At 39.5% G+C, this 16,506-nt stretch carries 15 protein-coding genes and 1 riboswitch; of the genes, 3 read left to right on the top strand and 12 right to left on the bottom strand.

Annotated features, from left to right (window positions below):
• Nucleotides 1-55 precede the first annotated feature (55 nt).
• Nucleotides 56-1,519, top strand: coding sequence for a sensor domain-containing diguanylate cyclase (locus C9J47_RS08310; RefSeq protein WP_107253091.1), 1,464 nt, complete (start codon nt 56-58; stop codon nt 1,517-1,519).
• Between the two features lie 90 nt (nt 1,520-1,609).
• On the opposite strand, the gene C9J47_RS08315 is transcribed toward C9J47_RS08310, so the two are convergent.
• The 7 genes from C9J47_RS08315 to C9J47_RS27045 all read right to left on the bottom strand — a co-directional run bounded on the left by C9J47_RS08315 (nt 1,610) and on the right by C9J47_RS27045 (nt 10,432).
• A complete protein-coding gene (locus C9J47_RS08315; protein WP_107253092.1) occupies nt 1,610-3,745 on the bottom strand; it encodes a methyl-accepting chemotaxis protein in 2,136 nt (711 codons plus the stop codon).
• 435 nt (nt 3,746-4,180) lie between these two features.
• The gene (gene oppF, locus C9J47_RS08320; RefSeq protein ID WP_107253093.1) at nt 4,181-5,170 is read right to left on the bottom strand and encodes a murein tripeptide/oligopeptide ABC transporter ATP binding protein OppF; all 990 of its coding nucleotides are present in this window, start codon (nt 5,168-5,170) and stop codon (nt 4,181-4,183) included.
• A complete protein-coding gene (oppD, locus tag C9J47_RS08325) occupies nt 5,170-6,135 on the bottom strand; it encodes an ABC transporter ATP-binding protein (RefSeq protein WP_006231262.1) in 966 nt (321 codons plus the stop codon). Before oppD ends, oppF begins: the two co-directional genes overlap by 1 nt.
• Nucleotides 6,136-6,222: 87 nt before the next feature.
• Complete coding sequence (gene oppC / locus C9J47_RS08330; RefSeq protein WP_107253464.1) at nt 6,223-7,134, bottom strand: oligopeptide ABC transporter permease OppC; 912 nt, start codon at nt 7,132-7,134, stop codon at nt 6,223-6,225.
• 14 nt (nt 7,135-7,148) lie between these two features.
• Nucleotides 7,149-8,069 (bottom strand): oligopeptide ABC transporter permease OppB, encoded by a 921-nt coding sequence (gene oppB / locus C9J47_RS08335; protein WP_107253094.1) that lies wholly within the window; start codon nt 8,067-8,069, stop codon nt 7,149-7,151.
• Nucleotides 8,070-8,163: 94 nt separating this feature from the next.
• Entirely contained in the window at nt 8,164-9,798 is a 1,635-nt protein-coding gene (locus C9J47_RS08340) for an ABC transporter substrate-binding protein (RefSeq protein WP_107253095.1), read from the bottom strand.
• A 466-nt stretch (nt 9,799-10,264) separates the two neighbouring features.
• Nucleotides 10,265-10,432: a hypothetical protein gene (locus C9J47_RS27045; RefSeq protein WP_170107476.1), complete on the bottom strand. Its 168-nt coding sequence runs from the start codon at nt 10,430-10,432 to the stop codon at nt 10,265-10,267.
• Between the two features lie 687 nt (nt 10,433-11,119).
• On the opposite strand from C9J47_RS27045, the gene C9J47_RS08350 reads away from it, so the two are divergent.
• Nucleotides 11,120-11,560, top strand: a complete 441-nt coding sequence (locus tag C9J47_RS08350) for a MerR family transcriptional regulator (RefSeq protein WP_211321715.1) — start codon at nt 11,120-11,122, stop codon at nt 11,558-11,560.
• A 210-nt stretch (nt 11,561-11,770) separates the two neighbouring features.
• On the opposite strand, the gene C9J47_RS08355 is transcribed toward C9J47_RS08350, so the two are convergent.
• The 5 genes from C9J47_RS08355 to moaA all read right to left on the bottom strand — a co-directional run bounded on the left by C9J47_RS08355 (nt 11,771) and on the right by moaA (nt 15,907).
• Complete coding sequence (locus C9J47_RS08355) at nt 11,771-12,850, bottom strand: porin (RefSeq protein WP_107253098.1); 1,080 nt, start codon at nt 12,848-12,850, stop codon at nt 11,771-11,773.
• 722 nt (nt 12,851-13,572) lie between these two features.
• The gene (moaE, locus tag C9J47_RS08360) at nt 13,573-14,022 is read right to left on the bottom strand and encodes a molybdopterin synthase catalytic subunit MoaE (RefSeq protein WP_107240954.1); all 450 of its coding nucleotides are present in this window, start codon (nt 14,020-14,022) and stop codon (nt 13,573-13,575) included.
• Nucleotides 14,023-14,024: 2 nt separating this feature from the next.
• A complete protein-coding gene (gene moaD / locus C9J47_RS08365; RefSeq protein WP_107253099.1) occupies nt 14,025-14,270 on the bottom strand; it encodes a molybdopterin synthase sulfur carrier subunit in 246 nt (81 codons plus the stop codon).
• A complete protein-coding gene (gene moaC / locus C9J47_RS08370) occupies nt 14,267-14,761 on the bottom strand; it encodes a cyclic pyranopterin monophosphate synthase MoaC (RefSeq protein ID WP_041393973.1) in 495 nt (164 codons plus the stop codon). Before moaC ends, moaD begins: the two co-directional genes overlap by 4 nt.
• A 138-nt stretch (nt 14,762-14,899) precedes the next feature.
• On the bottom strand, nt 14,900-15,907 hold the full coding sequence (moaA, locus tag C9J47_RS08375) for a GTP 3',8-cyclase MoaA (RefSeq protein ID WP_107253100.1): 1,008 nt from the start codon (nt 15,905-15,907) through the stop codon (nt 14,900-14,902).
• Nucleotides 15,895-16,047: riboswitch (molybdenum cofactor riboswitch) on the bottom strand. (Overlaps the previous gene by 13 nt.)
• A 182-nt stretch (nt 16,048-16,229) precedes the next feature.
• Between moaA and C9J47_RS08380 the strand changes: the two genes are divergently transcribed.
• Nucleotides 16,230-16,457, top strand: coding sequence for a hypothetical protein (locus C9J47_RS08380; RefSeq protein WP_107253101.1), 228 nt, complete (start codon nt 16,230-16,232; stop codon nt 16,455-16,457).
• Nucleotides 16,458-16,506 lie beyond the last annotated feature (49 nt).

Genomic DNA, 16,506 nt, shown 5'->3' on the forward strand with positions numbered 1-16,506 from the left:
GGAAGCATAATCTGGCAAGGATGCCATACATAATGCAAAAAAAGCAGATGATGATATGAAAAATAGTTTGATTATTTTAGTCAACAGTATTGTTATTCTTTTCGCCCTTTCTATTAACATTAGAAATGAGATCGAGAATACAACATCATACCTTGAATCAAATTTATCAATAATAAAATCTAGCTTACTGACACTTGCTTATCGTAATGAGCGTTATGCTAAATATATTTCGTTAGCGGTAAATAATAATAACAATCAATTAGGTCAGTCTTTGGTTACCGTTCATCACTACCCTGAACTCAATGAATTCGGCTTTAATCGCGGTCAATACAAAGATAATTTATTGAATGGTACCTTGGTAGGTATTGGTGAACCCTCACCTTCGGCACTGACCGATACTTTTATTTTCCCTACCATTGATGATCTGTGGGCAGAGAAACATCACCTTAATATTAACTACAATTATTATTATGTGTCGTACCTAAACGAATACTTCTATGTTTCAAGTAAGTACACATCCACATTATTTAGGCTACCCTCTAACATTTTTGAAACTCAAGACTACAATGAACAACGCTCATATTATAAAAGTGAAGAAGAACTAAAAAAAGGGTTCTATTTCTCCCAACCTTATATTGACATTGTCACGAAGCAAAAAATATTTTCTATAAAATCCCCTATCTATTCAAACGATAAAATTATCGGTGATATTGGGGTTGATGTACCTCTTACATCAATAACATCGGCGATTACCTTACCAAAAGCACTTCATTCATCTATCTTCATTTATCTCGATGCCATGTCGACACAACAAGAGATTATATTACGAAAGGGACTACATATATTCTGGCCAATCATCGACGTACAGAAAACTATTGGTGACTTTCTACATATTCATGCTGAAGTTGATATTCGTTATGTCTTACGTTCTGCAGCCCCAAACATTGCACTCGTTTTGATTTTAATTATCTTACTCAACTATTTGATGATGAGGGTTGAACGGCACAAAATCCAGCAACAAACCTATAAAAAAGAAGCACGTACAGATTTACTAACGGGGCTATATAATCGCCGAGTATTATCATCGATCGTGGTCAATTTAATTGAAGAATGCCGGATATCTTACAATGCAGTTTCTTTAATCGTTATTGATGCAAATGGCTTTAAGGCCATTAATGATAACTATGGCCATGATATTGGCGATGCCGCACTTAAACATATCTCAAGCCAAATATTTCTTCTTAGCAGAAGTACTGATATCTGTATTCGTCTTGGTGGGGATGAGTTCTGCCTTATTTTACCGTATGTGACACAGGCTCAGGCATTGAAATTAGCTTCACGGCTCGAATCATCAATAAGCACAACACGCTTTTGCCACCATGATATTTATACATCAATTACGACAAGCTGCACTCAAATACAGCCTGACGAAACCGTCGACAACGCCCTGATACGAGCTGATAAACAGCTCTATCAAAACAAGAGAAATAGATATAAAGCGTACAAAAAGACCGAATGAAACCATCAAGATAAGTAAATTTAACCTGTTATAGCGCTATAAAAACGTCTGATGTCCTGACGTTTTATGCCGTAAATATATGTACAATACTTACACTTTAAACTGACTCGCGAGCGCTTTCTGGCGTTCAGAAATCTCTGTTAAACGCTGCCCTATATCTGCAGAGCTTTCAGCATGCGTTAAGATGCCCTCACTCAGCTCGCGAATATTAGATACATTACGATTCACTTCACCAGAAACAGCTTGCTGCTCTTCTGCTGCCCGCATTATCTGTTCATTCATGGCTTGAATCGCACCAACTGATTCCGTAATTTGGCTTAAACTCTCAACCGCTTTACTTACCTGCTCTGCCGTATCACCTGCGAGTTGGTTTCCTTCTTCAATTGCACCAACAACACTGCGCGTCCCTTGTTGTAAATCGTCAATTACTGTATGAATTTGCCCAACAGAATCTTTTGTTCGGCTGGCGAGCAAGCGTACTTCATCAGCCACAACAGCAAAGCCTCGCCCTTGATCTCCTGCACGCGCAGCTTCTATCGCAGCATTTAATGCTAATAAATTCGTTTGCTCAGAAATACCTTCAATCACCTTTAATATTTCATTGATATTCTCGCTATTGCTTTCTAGCTCTTTAGCAATAGGGACCGCACTATCCATACGGTTAACAAGGCTTGCCATTAAGCCTGCTGATAACTGTATAACTTGCTGCCCTTCTTGTGCTGCACTATCTGCTTCCTTAGCAGCGTAGACAGCTGTTTCAGTGTGGCCGACGACTTGGGCTGATGTTTGGGTCATTTCTTCTGATGCAGTTGCAACCATATCAACTTCTTTAAACTGTGACTCACTACCATCACGAGTATTACTGGCAACATGAGCCGCTTCACCTGCTGTTTTACTCACCTCTTCAACCGTGACAACAACCTGACCAATGGTATCTTGCAACTTATCAAGGAATCGATTAAACCAAATTGCCAACTCCCCAACTTCGTCTTGTTGAGTAACTGTGATACGTTGTGTTAAATCGCCTTCACCAGATGCTATTTCTTTTAGGCTTTCGACAACTTGTTTAATCGGTGCAACTAACCGTGATGCTGCAAATAACACCACTAAAATGCCAAAACCACCTATCATTACACTCGCGATAATTTGAATGTTTGATGATGCAGAACGCTGGGCTTGAATCGCGCTGTCTAATGCTATTGCTTCTTCTAATACTTGCTCAGCAGGAAGTTGAACTGTAATCCCCCATGTGGTGTTACCCAGCATTACAGGTGTATACGCTAATAACGTTCGTTGGCTATCACTCCAACCAATAAAATCATCGCCCTGACTTAACCAAGAGGGTAACATTTCGGGCAATCCATCTTGCGGTGTATATCGATCCCCTAAGCGATTTTCACCTTGGTCCCACGCTACAATCGTACCGTCGTTACTTAATAGACTAACGTTACCGACACCATTAAATAAATTGTTATCGACGTCATTAATAACAGGCTGAAGGGTATTTAATTTAATATCGATTCCCATAATACCGATAGATTTACCATCAACAATCAACGGCGTGGTTATTGAGCTAATAAGGTGACGTCCAGATTCTTCACTTGAAAAGGTAGGATTCATCACACAGGTATTTTGAGAAAGTGCACTACATGAAAAAATATTATTAGCTGCACGCCCTGCTGCATTCAAACTCGTATTCTCAATTTGCTCTTCAGTAAATACACGTTGAACGGCTTCCTGGTTTAATGGCTTTGACCAGTAGGGTGCAAAACGCCCGATACTATTGGCACCTACATAACTAGCATCATGATAATTATTGTCTTCACCGTCTAGCGCATTGGGTTCGAATACCACGAATGCACTATAGATATTGGGGAAATTATTGACCGAACGCCGCAATAATTCATTAATGGAACCACGAAGTTCTGCACTATTTGTATAATTTTCTTCAGCATTAAACTTTAAAAACAAAACACTTTGCGCCAACATTTCAGCCCTATAAGTGGCTTCATCCATATACTGTTGAACATATATAGCCTGACGTTCCGATTGTATTTTTACGAGCGCTTCAGATTGATTACGCAAGGATGTGAACGTTTGCTCACTTACAAGTTGCTGGTTTTGACTAGAGAAATAAAATGACAGCCCAGTTAATACGAATACTGTAAGTAGTATCCCTACTCCTGCCATCAGCGTGATCTTCCATTGAACAGAAAGCGAACGCATATAAACAATCCTTGTTTGTATTTGATACCAAAATGTAACTGTTATTTATTAAATTATCAACATGCGAAAATATTAATTAACCATTTATATATCATACCAATTCCATTAATTATCTGACCATTCAGAATACCACTGGGAGTCGAGTTCAAGGATAGTGTTTGATAAAAGAGTGGTTCTCTTTTGAAATCGCTAGACACAGAAGTTGGCTTCCAGTGGTATTCCCTTGGGGCGAGTTTAAAATACTTTTATACTGCGTTAATAAATTTCAATTTAGAGCAACTAGATTCTCAATCTATCTCCTTGCCTAAAAGCATTTTAACTCTCGCTGAACTGAGCAGATAATTAATGGATTTGGTATTAACGATATACGATATTTTTTTGACATAAAAAAAGCGCGGTTTTGACACCGCGCCTAAAGCCTGTCACAGGCTTGAACTAGTAAGCTTTTAAACAAGATACGGCGTGAACATCACCGCCTTGCAAGCCTGGCTTTGTTTGAGCACACTCATCAGAGGCAATTGGGCAGCGAGTGCGGAATACACAGCCTGATGGTGGATTTATCGGAGAAGGAAGTTCGCCTTCTAGCAGCTGAATCACTTTACTTTTTTCCAACTCTGGATCAGGAATCGGTACAGCAGACATTAATGCTTTGGTATATGGGTGTTTGGGTTCAGCAAAAAGTGCATCGCTTTCACCCATTTCAACCGCATTGCCTAAATACATAACCAATACGCGATCAGAGATATGTTTCACTACCGACAGGTCATGCGCAATAAAGATTAAACTTAAGCCCATTTCTTTTTGCAATGATTTAAGCAAGTTCACAACTTGTGCTTGAATCGATACATCAAGTGCAGAAACAGGCTCATCACAGATAATCATCTTAGGCTTTAACACCAAAGCACGCGCAATACCGATACGCTGACACTGTCCGCCAGAAAATTCATGAGGATAACGGTTGATTACGTTAGGTAATAGACCCACTTTGGTCATCATTACTTTAACTTGCTCTTTCACGTCATCATCGTGCAAATCTGGGTAGAAAGCTTTCAATGGTTCCGCAATGATTTCACCAACGGTCATTCGTGGATTTAGTGAAGCCAGCGGGTCTTGGAAAATCATTTGAATTTCTTTGCGTTTTTCACGCATATTCACATGGCTTAATTTTGTTAAATCTTGACCAAGCCAAACAACATTGCCATCGGTAGCTTCAACTAGGCCAATAACGGCACGTGCAAACGTTGATTTACCACAGCCTGACTCACCAACAACGCCCAATGTTTCACCTTCATACAGACGGATATCAACCCCATCGACGGCTTTAAGCTTTAATGGTTTAGTCCAAGGCCATGCTGATTTAGCGGCAATGTTAAAGTGAACTTTTAAATCTTTAATATCTAATAATAGATTTTTTTGTGCATTCATTACCACGTCCCCAAGTCAGAAAAACAAGCACGTAAACGACCGTCAGAAAACGCTTTCAAATCTGGCGCTTCTTGTTTACAACGGCTCGATACACGGTGACAACGCTCTTGATAAGGACAACCAACAGGCAAACGCAATAAGTTGGGTGGGTTACCAGGAATTGTCGGTAATTCTTCACCTTCGGTATCTAAACGTGGAATTGCGCGTAGTAAACCTTCGGTATAAGGGTGCGCAGGCTTATAGAAAATCTCATTGATTTTTCCATATTCCATCGTACGACCAGCATACATCACCAGTACTTTGTCACAGCTACCAGCCACGACACCTAGATCGTGGGTGATCATAATGATCGACGTGTTAAAATCTTTTTTCAGATCATTCAGCATTTCCATGATCTGTGCTTGAACAGTTACATCCAGTGCGGTTGTTGGTTCATCAGCAATCAGCAATTTAGGGCGGCATAATAGCGCCATCGCAATCATTACACGCTGACGCATACCGCCTGAAAATTCGTGCGGGTACATAGTAATACGCTGACGGGCTTCTGGAATTTTAACCGCGTCTAACATGCGTACACTTTCTTCAAACGCCTCTTTTTTACCCATGCCTTTGTGCAGCATTAGTACTTCCATAAGCTGATCGCTTACTTTCATATAAGGGTTCAGTGACGTCATTGGATCTTGGAAAATCATCGCTATTTGCTCAGCTCGAACTTTATTCAGCTCTTTTTCAGGCAAATTAAGAATTTCATTCCCTTCAAATTTAGCACTACCGCTAATAATACCGTTTTTAGCCAATAGCCCCATAATAGCGAATACGGTTTGGCTTTTACCTGAACCCGACTCACCAACAATACCTAGGGTTTCACCTAGATTAAGAGAAAAATTAAGATCATTTACCGCGGTGACAATACCGTCTTGTGTTGTAAATTCTACGCGTAGATCTTTGACATCTAATAAGCTCATCATTACTTCCTTATACTTGTATACCTAACTCAGCCCATTGCGTGAGAATGTCACCATTAACAGCACTGAGTTAAGTATCACTGATTCTTATCTGTCTTTTGGATCTAGTGCGTCACGTAAACCGTCACCCACATAGTTAAAGCAGAACAGGGTTACCACCATAAATGCCGCAGGGTACATCAACTGCCACAAAGCAACTTCCATTGTTTGTGAACCTTCTTGAAGTAGTGCGCCCCAACTCGTCATTGGTTCTTGAACACCTAAGCCTAGGAAGCTAAGGAAAGATTCAGTCAGAATCATGGATGGCACAAGCAGTGTTGAATACACAGCAACAATACCTAGTACGTTCGGCACGATGTGGCGTGTAATGATTCTCCAACGGCTCACACCTGATACATGCGCAGCTTCGATAAACTCTTTGCTACGAAGTGACAAGGTTTGCCCACGAACAATACGTGCCATATCAAGCCAAGAAATCGCACCGATCGCCACAAAGATCAGCATGATATTTCGGCCGAAGAACGTCACCAATACGATTACGAAGAACATGAATGGGATCGAATAAAGTATTTCAAGAATACGCATCATTACACGGTCAGTACGACCACCAATAAAGCCAGAAGTCGCACCGTAAAGTGTACCGATAACAACAGCAACTAACGCACCTAACACACCAACCATTAGTGAGATACGCCCACCAATAAGCGTACGGGTGAACAAGTCTCGACCTAGACTATCGGTACCAAAGAAGTGACCTTCTGCGCCATAGCTTGGTGCAGCGTGTAACGAATACCAATCTGTATCATCAAAGGCATAATGGCTCAGCATTGGGCCAAAAATTACCGCTAGCATTATTAGCGTTAATATCGCTAAACTCACCATTGCTGCTCTATTTCGTTTAAAACGCGTTCGAGCATCTTGCCATAAACTGCGACCTTCGATTTCCAGTTTTTCTGAAAACGCTTCGACAGCTTCTACATTTTCTTTTTTAGTTAGCATCATCTGTCTGGCCCCTAGTAACGAATTTTCGGATCGATATACGCAAGTAAAATATCAACAACAGCATTGAAGATAATAGTTAGCGTACCAATAAGAATTGTAATACCTAAAACCAACGAGTAATCACGGTTGAAGGCTGCGTTTACAAAGAGCTTGCCGATGCCTGGCAGACCAAAGATCGTTTCAATAACCACAGACCCAGTGATAATGCCGACGAATGCAGGTCCCATATAAGAAACAACAGGCAATAATGCAGGTTTTAGCGCATGCTTGATAATGATATACGGGTAACTTAAGCCCTTCGCACGTGCTGTTCGAATAAAGTTACTGTTTAGTGTTTCAATCATACTGGCACGTGTAATACGCGCAAATGTAGCAACGTATAACAGTGACATACCAAACATAGGCAGTAATAAGAACTTCATTGAACCGTCTTGCCAGCCACCGGCAGGCAACCAACCAAGATTTATTGAAAATATATAAATGAGAATAGGAGCCAAAATAAACGAGGGCATTACAACCCCGGCCATGGCTGTCGACATAATGGTGTAATCAATCCAGGTATTATGTTTCAACGCTGCAATGGTTCCGACGGTTACCCCCATCACCAAAGCAAAGATAAATGCAAAGAAACCAATCTTTGCTGATACTGGTAATGCTTTAACAACCAGTTCATTTACCGTGAAGTCTTTATATTTAAATGAAGGACCAAAGTCACCTTGAACAATATTACCAAGGTAGGTGATGTACTGCTCTGAAACTGGTTTATCTAGCCCGTATTTAGCTTCAATGTTTGCCATTACTTCGGGCGGTAATGGACGCTCGCTTGAGAAAGGGTTGCCTGGCGCAAAGCGCATCAGGAAAAACGAAATGGTAATAAGTACCAATAACGTAGGGATGGCTTCAAAAATCCGTTTTGCGATGAATTTAATCATAAACTCTACCGTTTTATTTTTTACAGCTGTGACAGAAAGAGCGCTACACCCAAAATTCCGGGTGCAGCGTTAATAGCGTTATATATCTTGCTGTTTATTTGTCAGCAATGATGTACATGTCTTTAGTGAACAATTTGTCTTCTGCGTTATTTGACGCGTAACCACCAACTTTAGTGCTTACAAGACGCGCCTTAACGTATTGGTAGATAGGTGCGATCGGCATATCTTCAGCAAGTTGCTTTTCAGCTTCGGCGTAAAGCTTCTCACGTTCAACATCAGACGTTGAACTCAATGCTTTAGCCATGATGCCATCATAAGCTTTGCTGTTATATTTAGGATCGTTAGAGCTGTTGTTACTTTGCATTAGTGATAAGAAGCTTGATGCTTCATTGTAATCACCACACCAACCCGCACGTGTTACGTCAAAGTTACCCTGACGGCGGTTATCCAAGTATGTTTTCCACTCTTGGTTTTCAAGCTTAGCTGTTACACCTAGGCTCTTCTTCCACATAGAAGCAATAGCAACGGCTAGCTTCTTGTGGTTTTCTGATGTGTTATAAAGCAGAGTAAATTCTAGTGGGTTACTACTATCGAAACCAGCTTCAGCAAGAAGTTCTTTCGCCTTTTCATTACGCTCTTTCTGGCTTAATTTACCATACTGAGGTGTAACAGGATTAAAGTTAGCTGTAATTTCAGGTGTTAAGAAGTAACCAGGCTTTTGGCCTTGGCCTAATAACGCTTTAGTAATAATGTCACGGTCAATTGCGTAAGAAAGCGCTTTACGAACACGAACATCATTGAATGGTGCTTTATCGTTATTAAAGCCGTAGTAGTACGAACAAAGGTTACCAGTAATAGAAACGTCTTCAGCGTGCTCTTTTTGTAAGCGACGGAAGTGTTCATTCGGTAGTTCGTTAGTAATATCGATCTCGCCAGCTAAAAAGCGATTCATTTCTGAAACTTGGTTTTCAATTGGCAAATAAGTTACTTGGTTAATTACCGTTTTCTTATCATTCCAATATTGAGTATTACGCTTTAATACGATGCGCTCGTTAACAACCCATTTGTCTAAAACATATGCGCCATTACCCACAAAGTTCGCAGGCTTAGTCCAATCGTTACCAAACTTCTCAACCACTTTTTTGTTAACAGGCTTCACGGTTGTGTGACCCATCATTTTCACAAAATAAGGAACTGCTTCGTTAAGCTCAATTTTTAACGTATTGGCATCAACCGCGGTTACACCCAACGTTTCTTTATCAGCTTTACCCGCTATGATTTCAGCAGCATTCTTCATGGTAGTCATTTCGATATACCATGAGTAAGGTGATGCCGTTGCTGGATCAGCTGCGCGCTTAAAGCTGTATGCAAAATCTTCTGCTGTTACTGGATCGCCATTTGACCACTTAGCATCTTTGCGAAGGTGGAAAATAAATGTTCTGTTATCGGTTGTTTCCCAACTTTCAGCGACGCCAGGAACAGTATTACCGTCTGCATCTTGGTTAACCAAACCTTCAAGTAGGTCACGAATAACATGCGACTCTGGAACACCTTCAGTTTTATGGGGATCAAGAGAGGCAACTTCAGTGCCGTTACCACGAACAAGTTCTTGTGTTGCAGATAGTTTTACACCTTCAGGTACTTCAGCTGCAATTGTAGAAAAAGAAGTGGCAGCAACCGTTAGGCCCGCACTGATTAGTAGTGCTTGAGTGATTTTGTTCTTATACATGCATAACTCCAATACATAATTCTTAGCATCCATGACTTTCTTCAGCCGGCATAATAATTTGCACCCCATGCACTGTTAGTCCTAAACAATGCATAGCAAACCGAAGAGTTGGTCAAAACATTAACAGGCATTGAAGCAATTTGCCACAAAACCATTACAAAAAGTGAGATAATTCTTAATAATGGTGCTTTATGCAGAACAAATGACCAGACAAAAACAAACGGTTAGATATATCTATTAAAAAAACCACTCCGCAGAGGAAAATCCGCCAATAAAGCTAATAAAAGTGCCTATTTGAATAATAAAAACACCAAAATGAATAAGTAATCAGCATAATATGCTCATAAAGATAACATCTGACGGCGGAGTCAATAACATAAAAGTAAAAGTATGATCTTAAGGCATAAAAAAAGCGCCTTTATTAAGGCGCTAATTCAAACCAGTTAACAATTAAAAATAATGAAATTTACTTGTTTTCGCTATCAAACTGGGTAATTTGCTTATCGTCACTCACAGATTGCTGTCTTTGCTCTAATAAAAGCTGTTGATCATCATCTAATTTTGCATTATCTGAAATGCCTAAATCATCCATCATCTGCTTAATCTTCTTGCTGCCTACGCGTCTGTGTTTCATATAACTCTCCGCTGTTAAATAAGACCAGATAGATAAAAATTCACATTTTTATCAGGACACTCAATAAATATGGCACAGAATTTAAGTATGCGCCTGAGCAGGCCTTTATTAGCAGTGAAAATAGAAATTATAAAAGCATGATATCTGCCTTTTTCGCATGACTGAAGCACGTATCTTAATAACAAAAACGTATAAAAAAAACACTGATAGATTAAGATTTCACAACGCTGTTTTTTAATGAACTTCCTGTACCTATCGATCCGCAATAGCGCTACTATCTTCATATCGGGATGATTAATTAGATTTCAGTAATCAAGCTTGATCTTACCGATACTTCCGTTTCCGTTCTGTTAGCATTTGTGAGTTTAGTATGGCATCAGCAAAACCAGCAGCTTGTCTCGCTCGTCCTAGTCCTACCCGTGTTCGTCATGGCTATGTGCCACCTGCACACCGTCCTCAGTACAATAAAAAAAGTGATTAATAGCTAAATTATGCTATGAAATCAATAAAATAATAGCTCCTATATAGGGGCTATTTTTTACTCGAAAATAAATTTCATTTCTCACTCTTACCCCCCTAAAACTAGCAGCCAATTTCACGAAGAATAGTATTGGTATTAGACCCTAGTTGTGAAATGATAAGCCGATAGAAGCATAGTTCGATAGATAGAGAGTAAGGATAATGAAAATGGAAAGTAAGGATACTTTCTCGATTTCTCAGCTTGCTGACGAGTTTGGTATTACACTAAGAAGCATTCGTTTTTATGAAGACCGCGGTTTACTTACCCCTACACGTAAAGGTAAAGTTCGCGTATATTCAAAGCAAGATCGCGCTCGTTTAAAGCTAACTTTACGAGGAAAACGTTTAGGTTTTAGCCTTATTGATATTAGTGAGCTCTTTGAATTTTACGATTCAAATAAGAGCAATAAGAAACAACAACAAGATATGTTAAATGCCATAAAACACCGCCAACAGTTATTAATACAACAGCAGGCTGATATAAACGCAGTAATGATGGAATTAAATGCTGCAGAAAGAAACTGTTACTTACAGCTAGCTAAATTTGAACAGCAGAACAACAAACCACTTTCAAAAAGATGTAGCATTCCCGCTAAGCTACACCGTTAACGTTAGTTCTATACTTATGCCGCCCCTCTAAGTCGCTCGCGACCTTATTGTTAGGGTATCTACTGCCTTTAATACTCACAAATCATCATAGCCTCTCTATATTCATCTGATGAGGTGTTTAATTAAATAATGTAGATCAGTAGATATAAAAAACCCGGCTACAAGAGCCGGGAAAAAACAGGGATATAAGGGATGTATCAGTGTGCTTACTTACCAGTAAACACGTGCACCTAGTGCAAAAGAACTTTCACTATCTACTTCAGTTGTACCAATAAATGAATCAGATCCTTTATTCGAGTAACCTAGTGTTGTACCGTCGCCGTAACCATATTCAGCATAAACACGGAACCAGCTATTCACATTGTAATCAGAACCAACATAAATCAATGTACCGTCTTGATCTTCAACGCCATCTGCGGATTGTTCTGTATATTCATAGCCAGCATACGCAGTTGCATTATCAGCCCAGCTATATGTACCCGCTAAACTATAGCCATTCTCATCAATCGAAAGGTTCGAGTTTTTATCCGACAGCTCTGCGTTGTAATAAGTAAAGCCAATAAGTGCCGCCCCAACGGTATATTCTACCGTACCTTCAAAATAGATATTTTCGATATCAGCAGTGATTGCTTTCTCCTGAGTAAATTCAGGAAGAGTCGGTTCTGGAGTTACTGTTTCTGTGCCAATTTTATGTGACTTATCACGGTTTTGGCCACCACCAGCATGTAAGTTAAAGCTACCAACACTTGTACCAACATAAAGTTCTGCTAGTTCTTGGTTACTATCATCTTCAGATAGGCCGTAGTTCGCTGCAACCCAAAAGTCTTCGCCATCAAAATTATATTTAATTAATGAATCATGACGAGCACCAGAAAGTGTGCTGTAACGAAGTGCTGTACCACCGAAGAAATACGAATAATCAGCACCATAAACATCATCTGATACTGTCCATTGACGACCAAATGAAATTTTACCAAATTCTGAATCAATACCAATATAATGCAGACGGTTATTCATAGAATAATCTGAACCATCTGCTTTATAATTCAAACCAAATTCAACTTTACCAAACACATCCGTTGTGTCTGTTAATTTATATCGAGCGTCAACACCAGTACGAGAAGAGCCCGCATTTAATGTAACGTCTTTATCATCAAGCTTTTTAACTTCCGTTCTAAGCTGACCATAAAAATCAACGGTACCGTCTTCTGTCTTAATAATTTCGGCGGCCATAGCTGAATTAGCTAATAATAATGTTGGGATTGCAACTGCTAACAATGTCTTTTTCATTCTACGTTCCTGTAATAATTTCTAATTATTTAACTCTTCCTGAGCTGCAGAGAACTTAGCAGTAACAAAAAAACACCGCAACACGGTAAAACCCCGAAAAATTAACACAACAGAAACAACTCGCATGAAAAATAACATTTTCAAAAAACACGACGAATGAGTGATTAATCAGTATTTTTAAATAAAAAACCACCAACACACCCATAAAATTGAATTTATAACGAATAATAATTCCACAAACAATAATTTGCATTTTATAAATTCTAATAGCAAAAAAGAATAACGACCAAGAAAAAAAGATAAAAAAATATTAATAAAAAATCAAAAAACCTAAATTACGGTCAAAAAACACCCAATTCATTATTAACGTTCAACTCTACGCTCATTTAAGAATAAGATTAATAATAGCAATTCAATATAACCCATAGCAAACCAATTCACAGGGTGTATTAGTTCGAGTTATTGATGACTAATTAAATTGAGTTACCCCTTCCCCGCAAATTGGATTTATATAAACGAAGACAAAGGTAAATAGTCATTAATTATATGGGAGCCAACCTAGCAATAGCTAAATAGAAAGCATCAATAAGAGGAATATACAATCAGTACACTTTATAAGGGAATATAGATTCATGCAGATAAACCTTTCACATCATTGTTTCAGCCATTAAAAAAGGAGCTATTCGCTCCTTTTTTTGACCTACCTAACAATCCGTATTAGGTTATTTTTTATGCCAACGATCTGCAGCAGAAGTGTCGGTATCTCTAGCATCGACCCAACGAGTTTCGTTGCTCGTTTGCTCTTTCTTCCAAAAAGGCGCTCGGGTTTTAAGAAAATCCATGATGAATTCACATGCTTCAAATGCTGCACCACGGTGTGCACTTGTTACACCAACAAATACAATCTGATCGCCTAATCCCAAATCTCCAACACGGTGAATCACACGTGTTTTTAATAATGGCCAGCGCTCGCGTGCTTGCACTACGATTTCTTCTAACGACTTCTCTGTCATACCAGGATAATGCTCGAGCGATAGCCCTGTTACATCATCACCTTGATTAAAGTCACGTACTTTACCAATAAAAGTAACCACGGCACCGGCATCAGTGCCTGCCGATAGAAGTGCATATTCTTCAGCAACAGAAAAATCATCAAACTGAACCGAAATCATCATTAGCCTCCCGTTACTGGCGGGAAGAAAGCGACTTCATCACCATCTTTAATTTCAGTATCTAAATGACAAATCGTTTGATTAACCGCAACTAATAATTTACCCGACTCGAGTGCCAACGGCCATTTATCACCACGTTCCGTCAAATGTGCACGTAGCATCTCTGCTGTTGCATACTCAGCATTAACCTCTAAACGATCAACACCAACTAACTCTTTAACTTGAGCAAAGAAAAGTACATTAATCATGCTTCTACCTTAAAGTGGCCTGATTTTCCACCCGTTTTCTCTAGCAAACGAACTTGGCTAATAACCATATCTTTCTGAACGGCTTTACACATATCATAAATGGTTAATGCAGCGACTGAGGCAGCTGTTAATGCTTCCATTTCAACGCCTGTTTTACCTGCAAGTTTACAACACGATTCAATGCGTACCATATTGGTTTCATTTTCATTAGCTGCAGGTATTGCTTCAAGCTGTACTTCAACTTTTGACAACAAAAGAGGATGGCAAAGCGGTATCAGATCCCACGTCTTTTTAGCCGCTTGGATACCCGCAATACGTGCTGTGGCAAACACATCACCTTTGTGATTCTGACCCGATACAATCAGTTCTAATGTTTCTGGTGCCATATGTACAAATGCTTCTGCACGAGCTTCACGTACAGTTTCAGCTTTCGCTGACACATCGACCATGTTTGCTTCACCAGAAGCGTTGATATGAGTTAGTTGATTCATCAATATTTTTTCCATAAAGAGGCATGAAAAAATGACCTGGCATGCCTAAATGTATTCATAAGTAAGGCTTCGTTCTTCGCGATTCAAATGCACTGTAAGGTGTTATACAACTAACACCTTACTGAGTAAGCTGAAGAATCAACCGCCGATAGAAGCAAGATTAGGTGTCATACCAGTATTGCCGGCATCAAGGAAATGGCTAACGGATTTTTCCTTTAATCCACCTCGAATACGACTGATGAGTTCTGGGCGTTGTTCATCTGCCGACAATAAATCACGAAGTTCTACCCCATGCTCACCAAATAAGCACAAGTGAAGTTTACCTTTAGCTGAAACGCGTAAACGGTTACAACTTTGGCAGAAATCTTTTTCATAAGGCATGATGAGCCCAATCTCACCCAGATAATCGGGGTGGCAAAAGACTTGTGCTGGGCCATCATTTTTGCCATTGATCTTTAAGAGCCAACCGTTAGCAATAAGATGATTACGAATGCTTACACCAGATACATGATGCTTCTGGAATAACAAATCCATTTCACCAGTCTGCATCAATTCAATAAAGCGTAGCTGAATTGGACGCGTTTTGATCCATGCTAGAAACTTAGGTAGCTCTTGTGAATTCTGATTTTTTAGCAATACCGTATTGATTTTGACTTGTTCAAAACCTGCGTCAAATGCCGCATCGATCCCAGACATCACCTTATGAAACATATTTTCACCGGTGATTTGATAAAACATCTTAGGATCTAGGCTATCCACACTCACATTAATATGAGTAAGGCCAGCCTCACGCCACTCTTTGACATTCTTTTCCATACGATAACCATTCGTGGTGGTAGCCACTTTAGTTATGCCGGGTTGAGCCGCAACAGTACGGATAATATCCGTATAGTCGCGACGTAAACTAGGTTCACCACCCGTGATACGCACTTTCGACGTACCACATTCAGCAAAAGCCCTTGTTACGCGCTCAATCTCATCCAATGTAAGAAAAGACGGTTTCTTTTTTTCTGTCGGCTTGTAGCCATCAGGCAGGCAGTAAGTACATTTAAAATTACAGACATCTGTGACTGATAGTCGTAAGTAATAAAACTTACGATGAAAGCGATCTTCAAATTGAAGATCATTATCTAATTGTTGCGCCATGGAACACCTTTCCAAATACGGGAGGCCGATTCATTTCTAAATTGACCCTGGTGACAGTATGTCACTGGCTCTGAGCACATATATTCTGAATTTAAGAAAGCAGAAAACGTAGTGACCAAAGCTCGGAGTTATGGCAGCTATGCAAACTAATTCATTAAGAAACAATCAACATAACAGCTAATCTAATTATAAAAGTATCAGATAAAATGCCTTATTGACAAATTACTGAAAAAATATTGCCGTATTCTACCTTTTGGCGCAGATAGCGACAATACTACTAAAGGGAATATTCTTTAAAATTCTTACTAATTCTGGGGGTATTATGTCCAATATTATTGAATCTGCGACCATTGACGATATAGCGCTCTATCTGCAGCGAGAAGACGGTATAGATGTAAAAGCATCCTATCAACAGGCACAAAGTGTTATTGATGGCTTCAACGACATGGCGAACAAAGGAATTATCAAAGGCTGGTATTTTAACGACCAAGGGCATTTAGAACTGCTACCCAGTGACAATGCGCTTCGTATTATTGCTAATCAAAAGTAAAGTGCTTTGCATTTTGCACTATTGATGGACTCGTTATTTGCAGTATACA

The organism is Photobacterium indicum, assembly GCF_003026215.1.
GTDB lineage: Bacteria > Pseudomonadota > Gammaproteobacteria > Enterobacterales > Vibrionaceae > Photobacterium > Photobacterium indicum.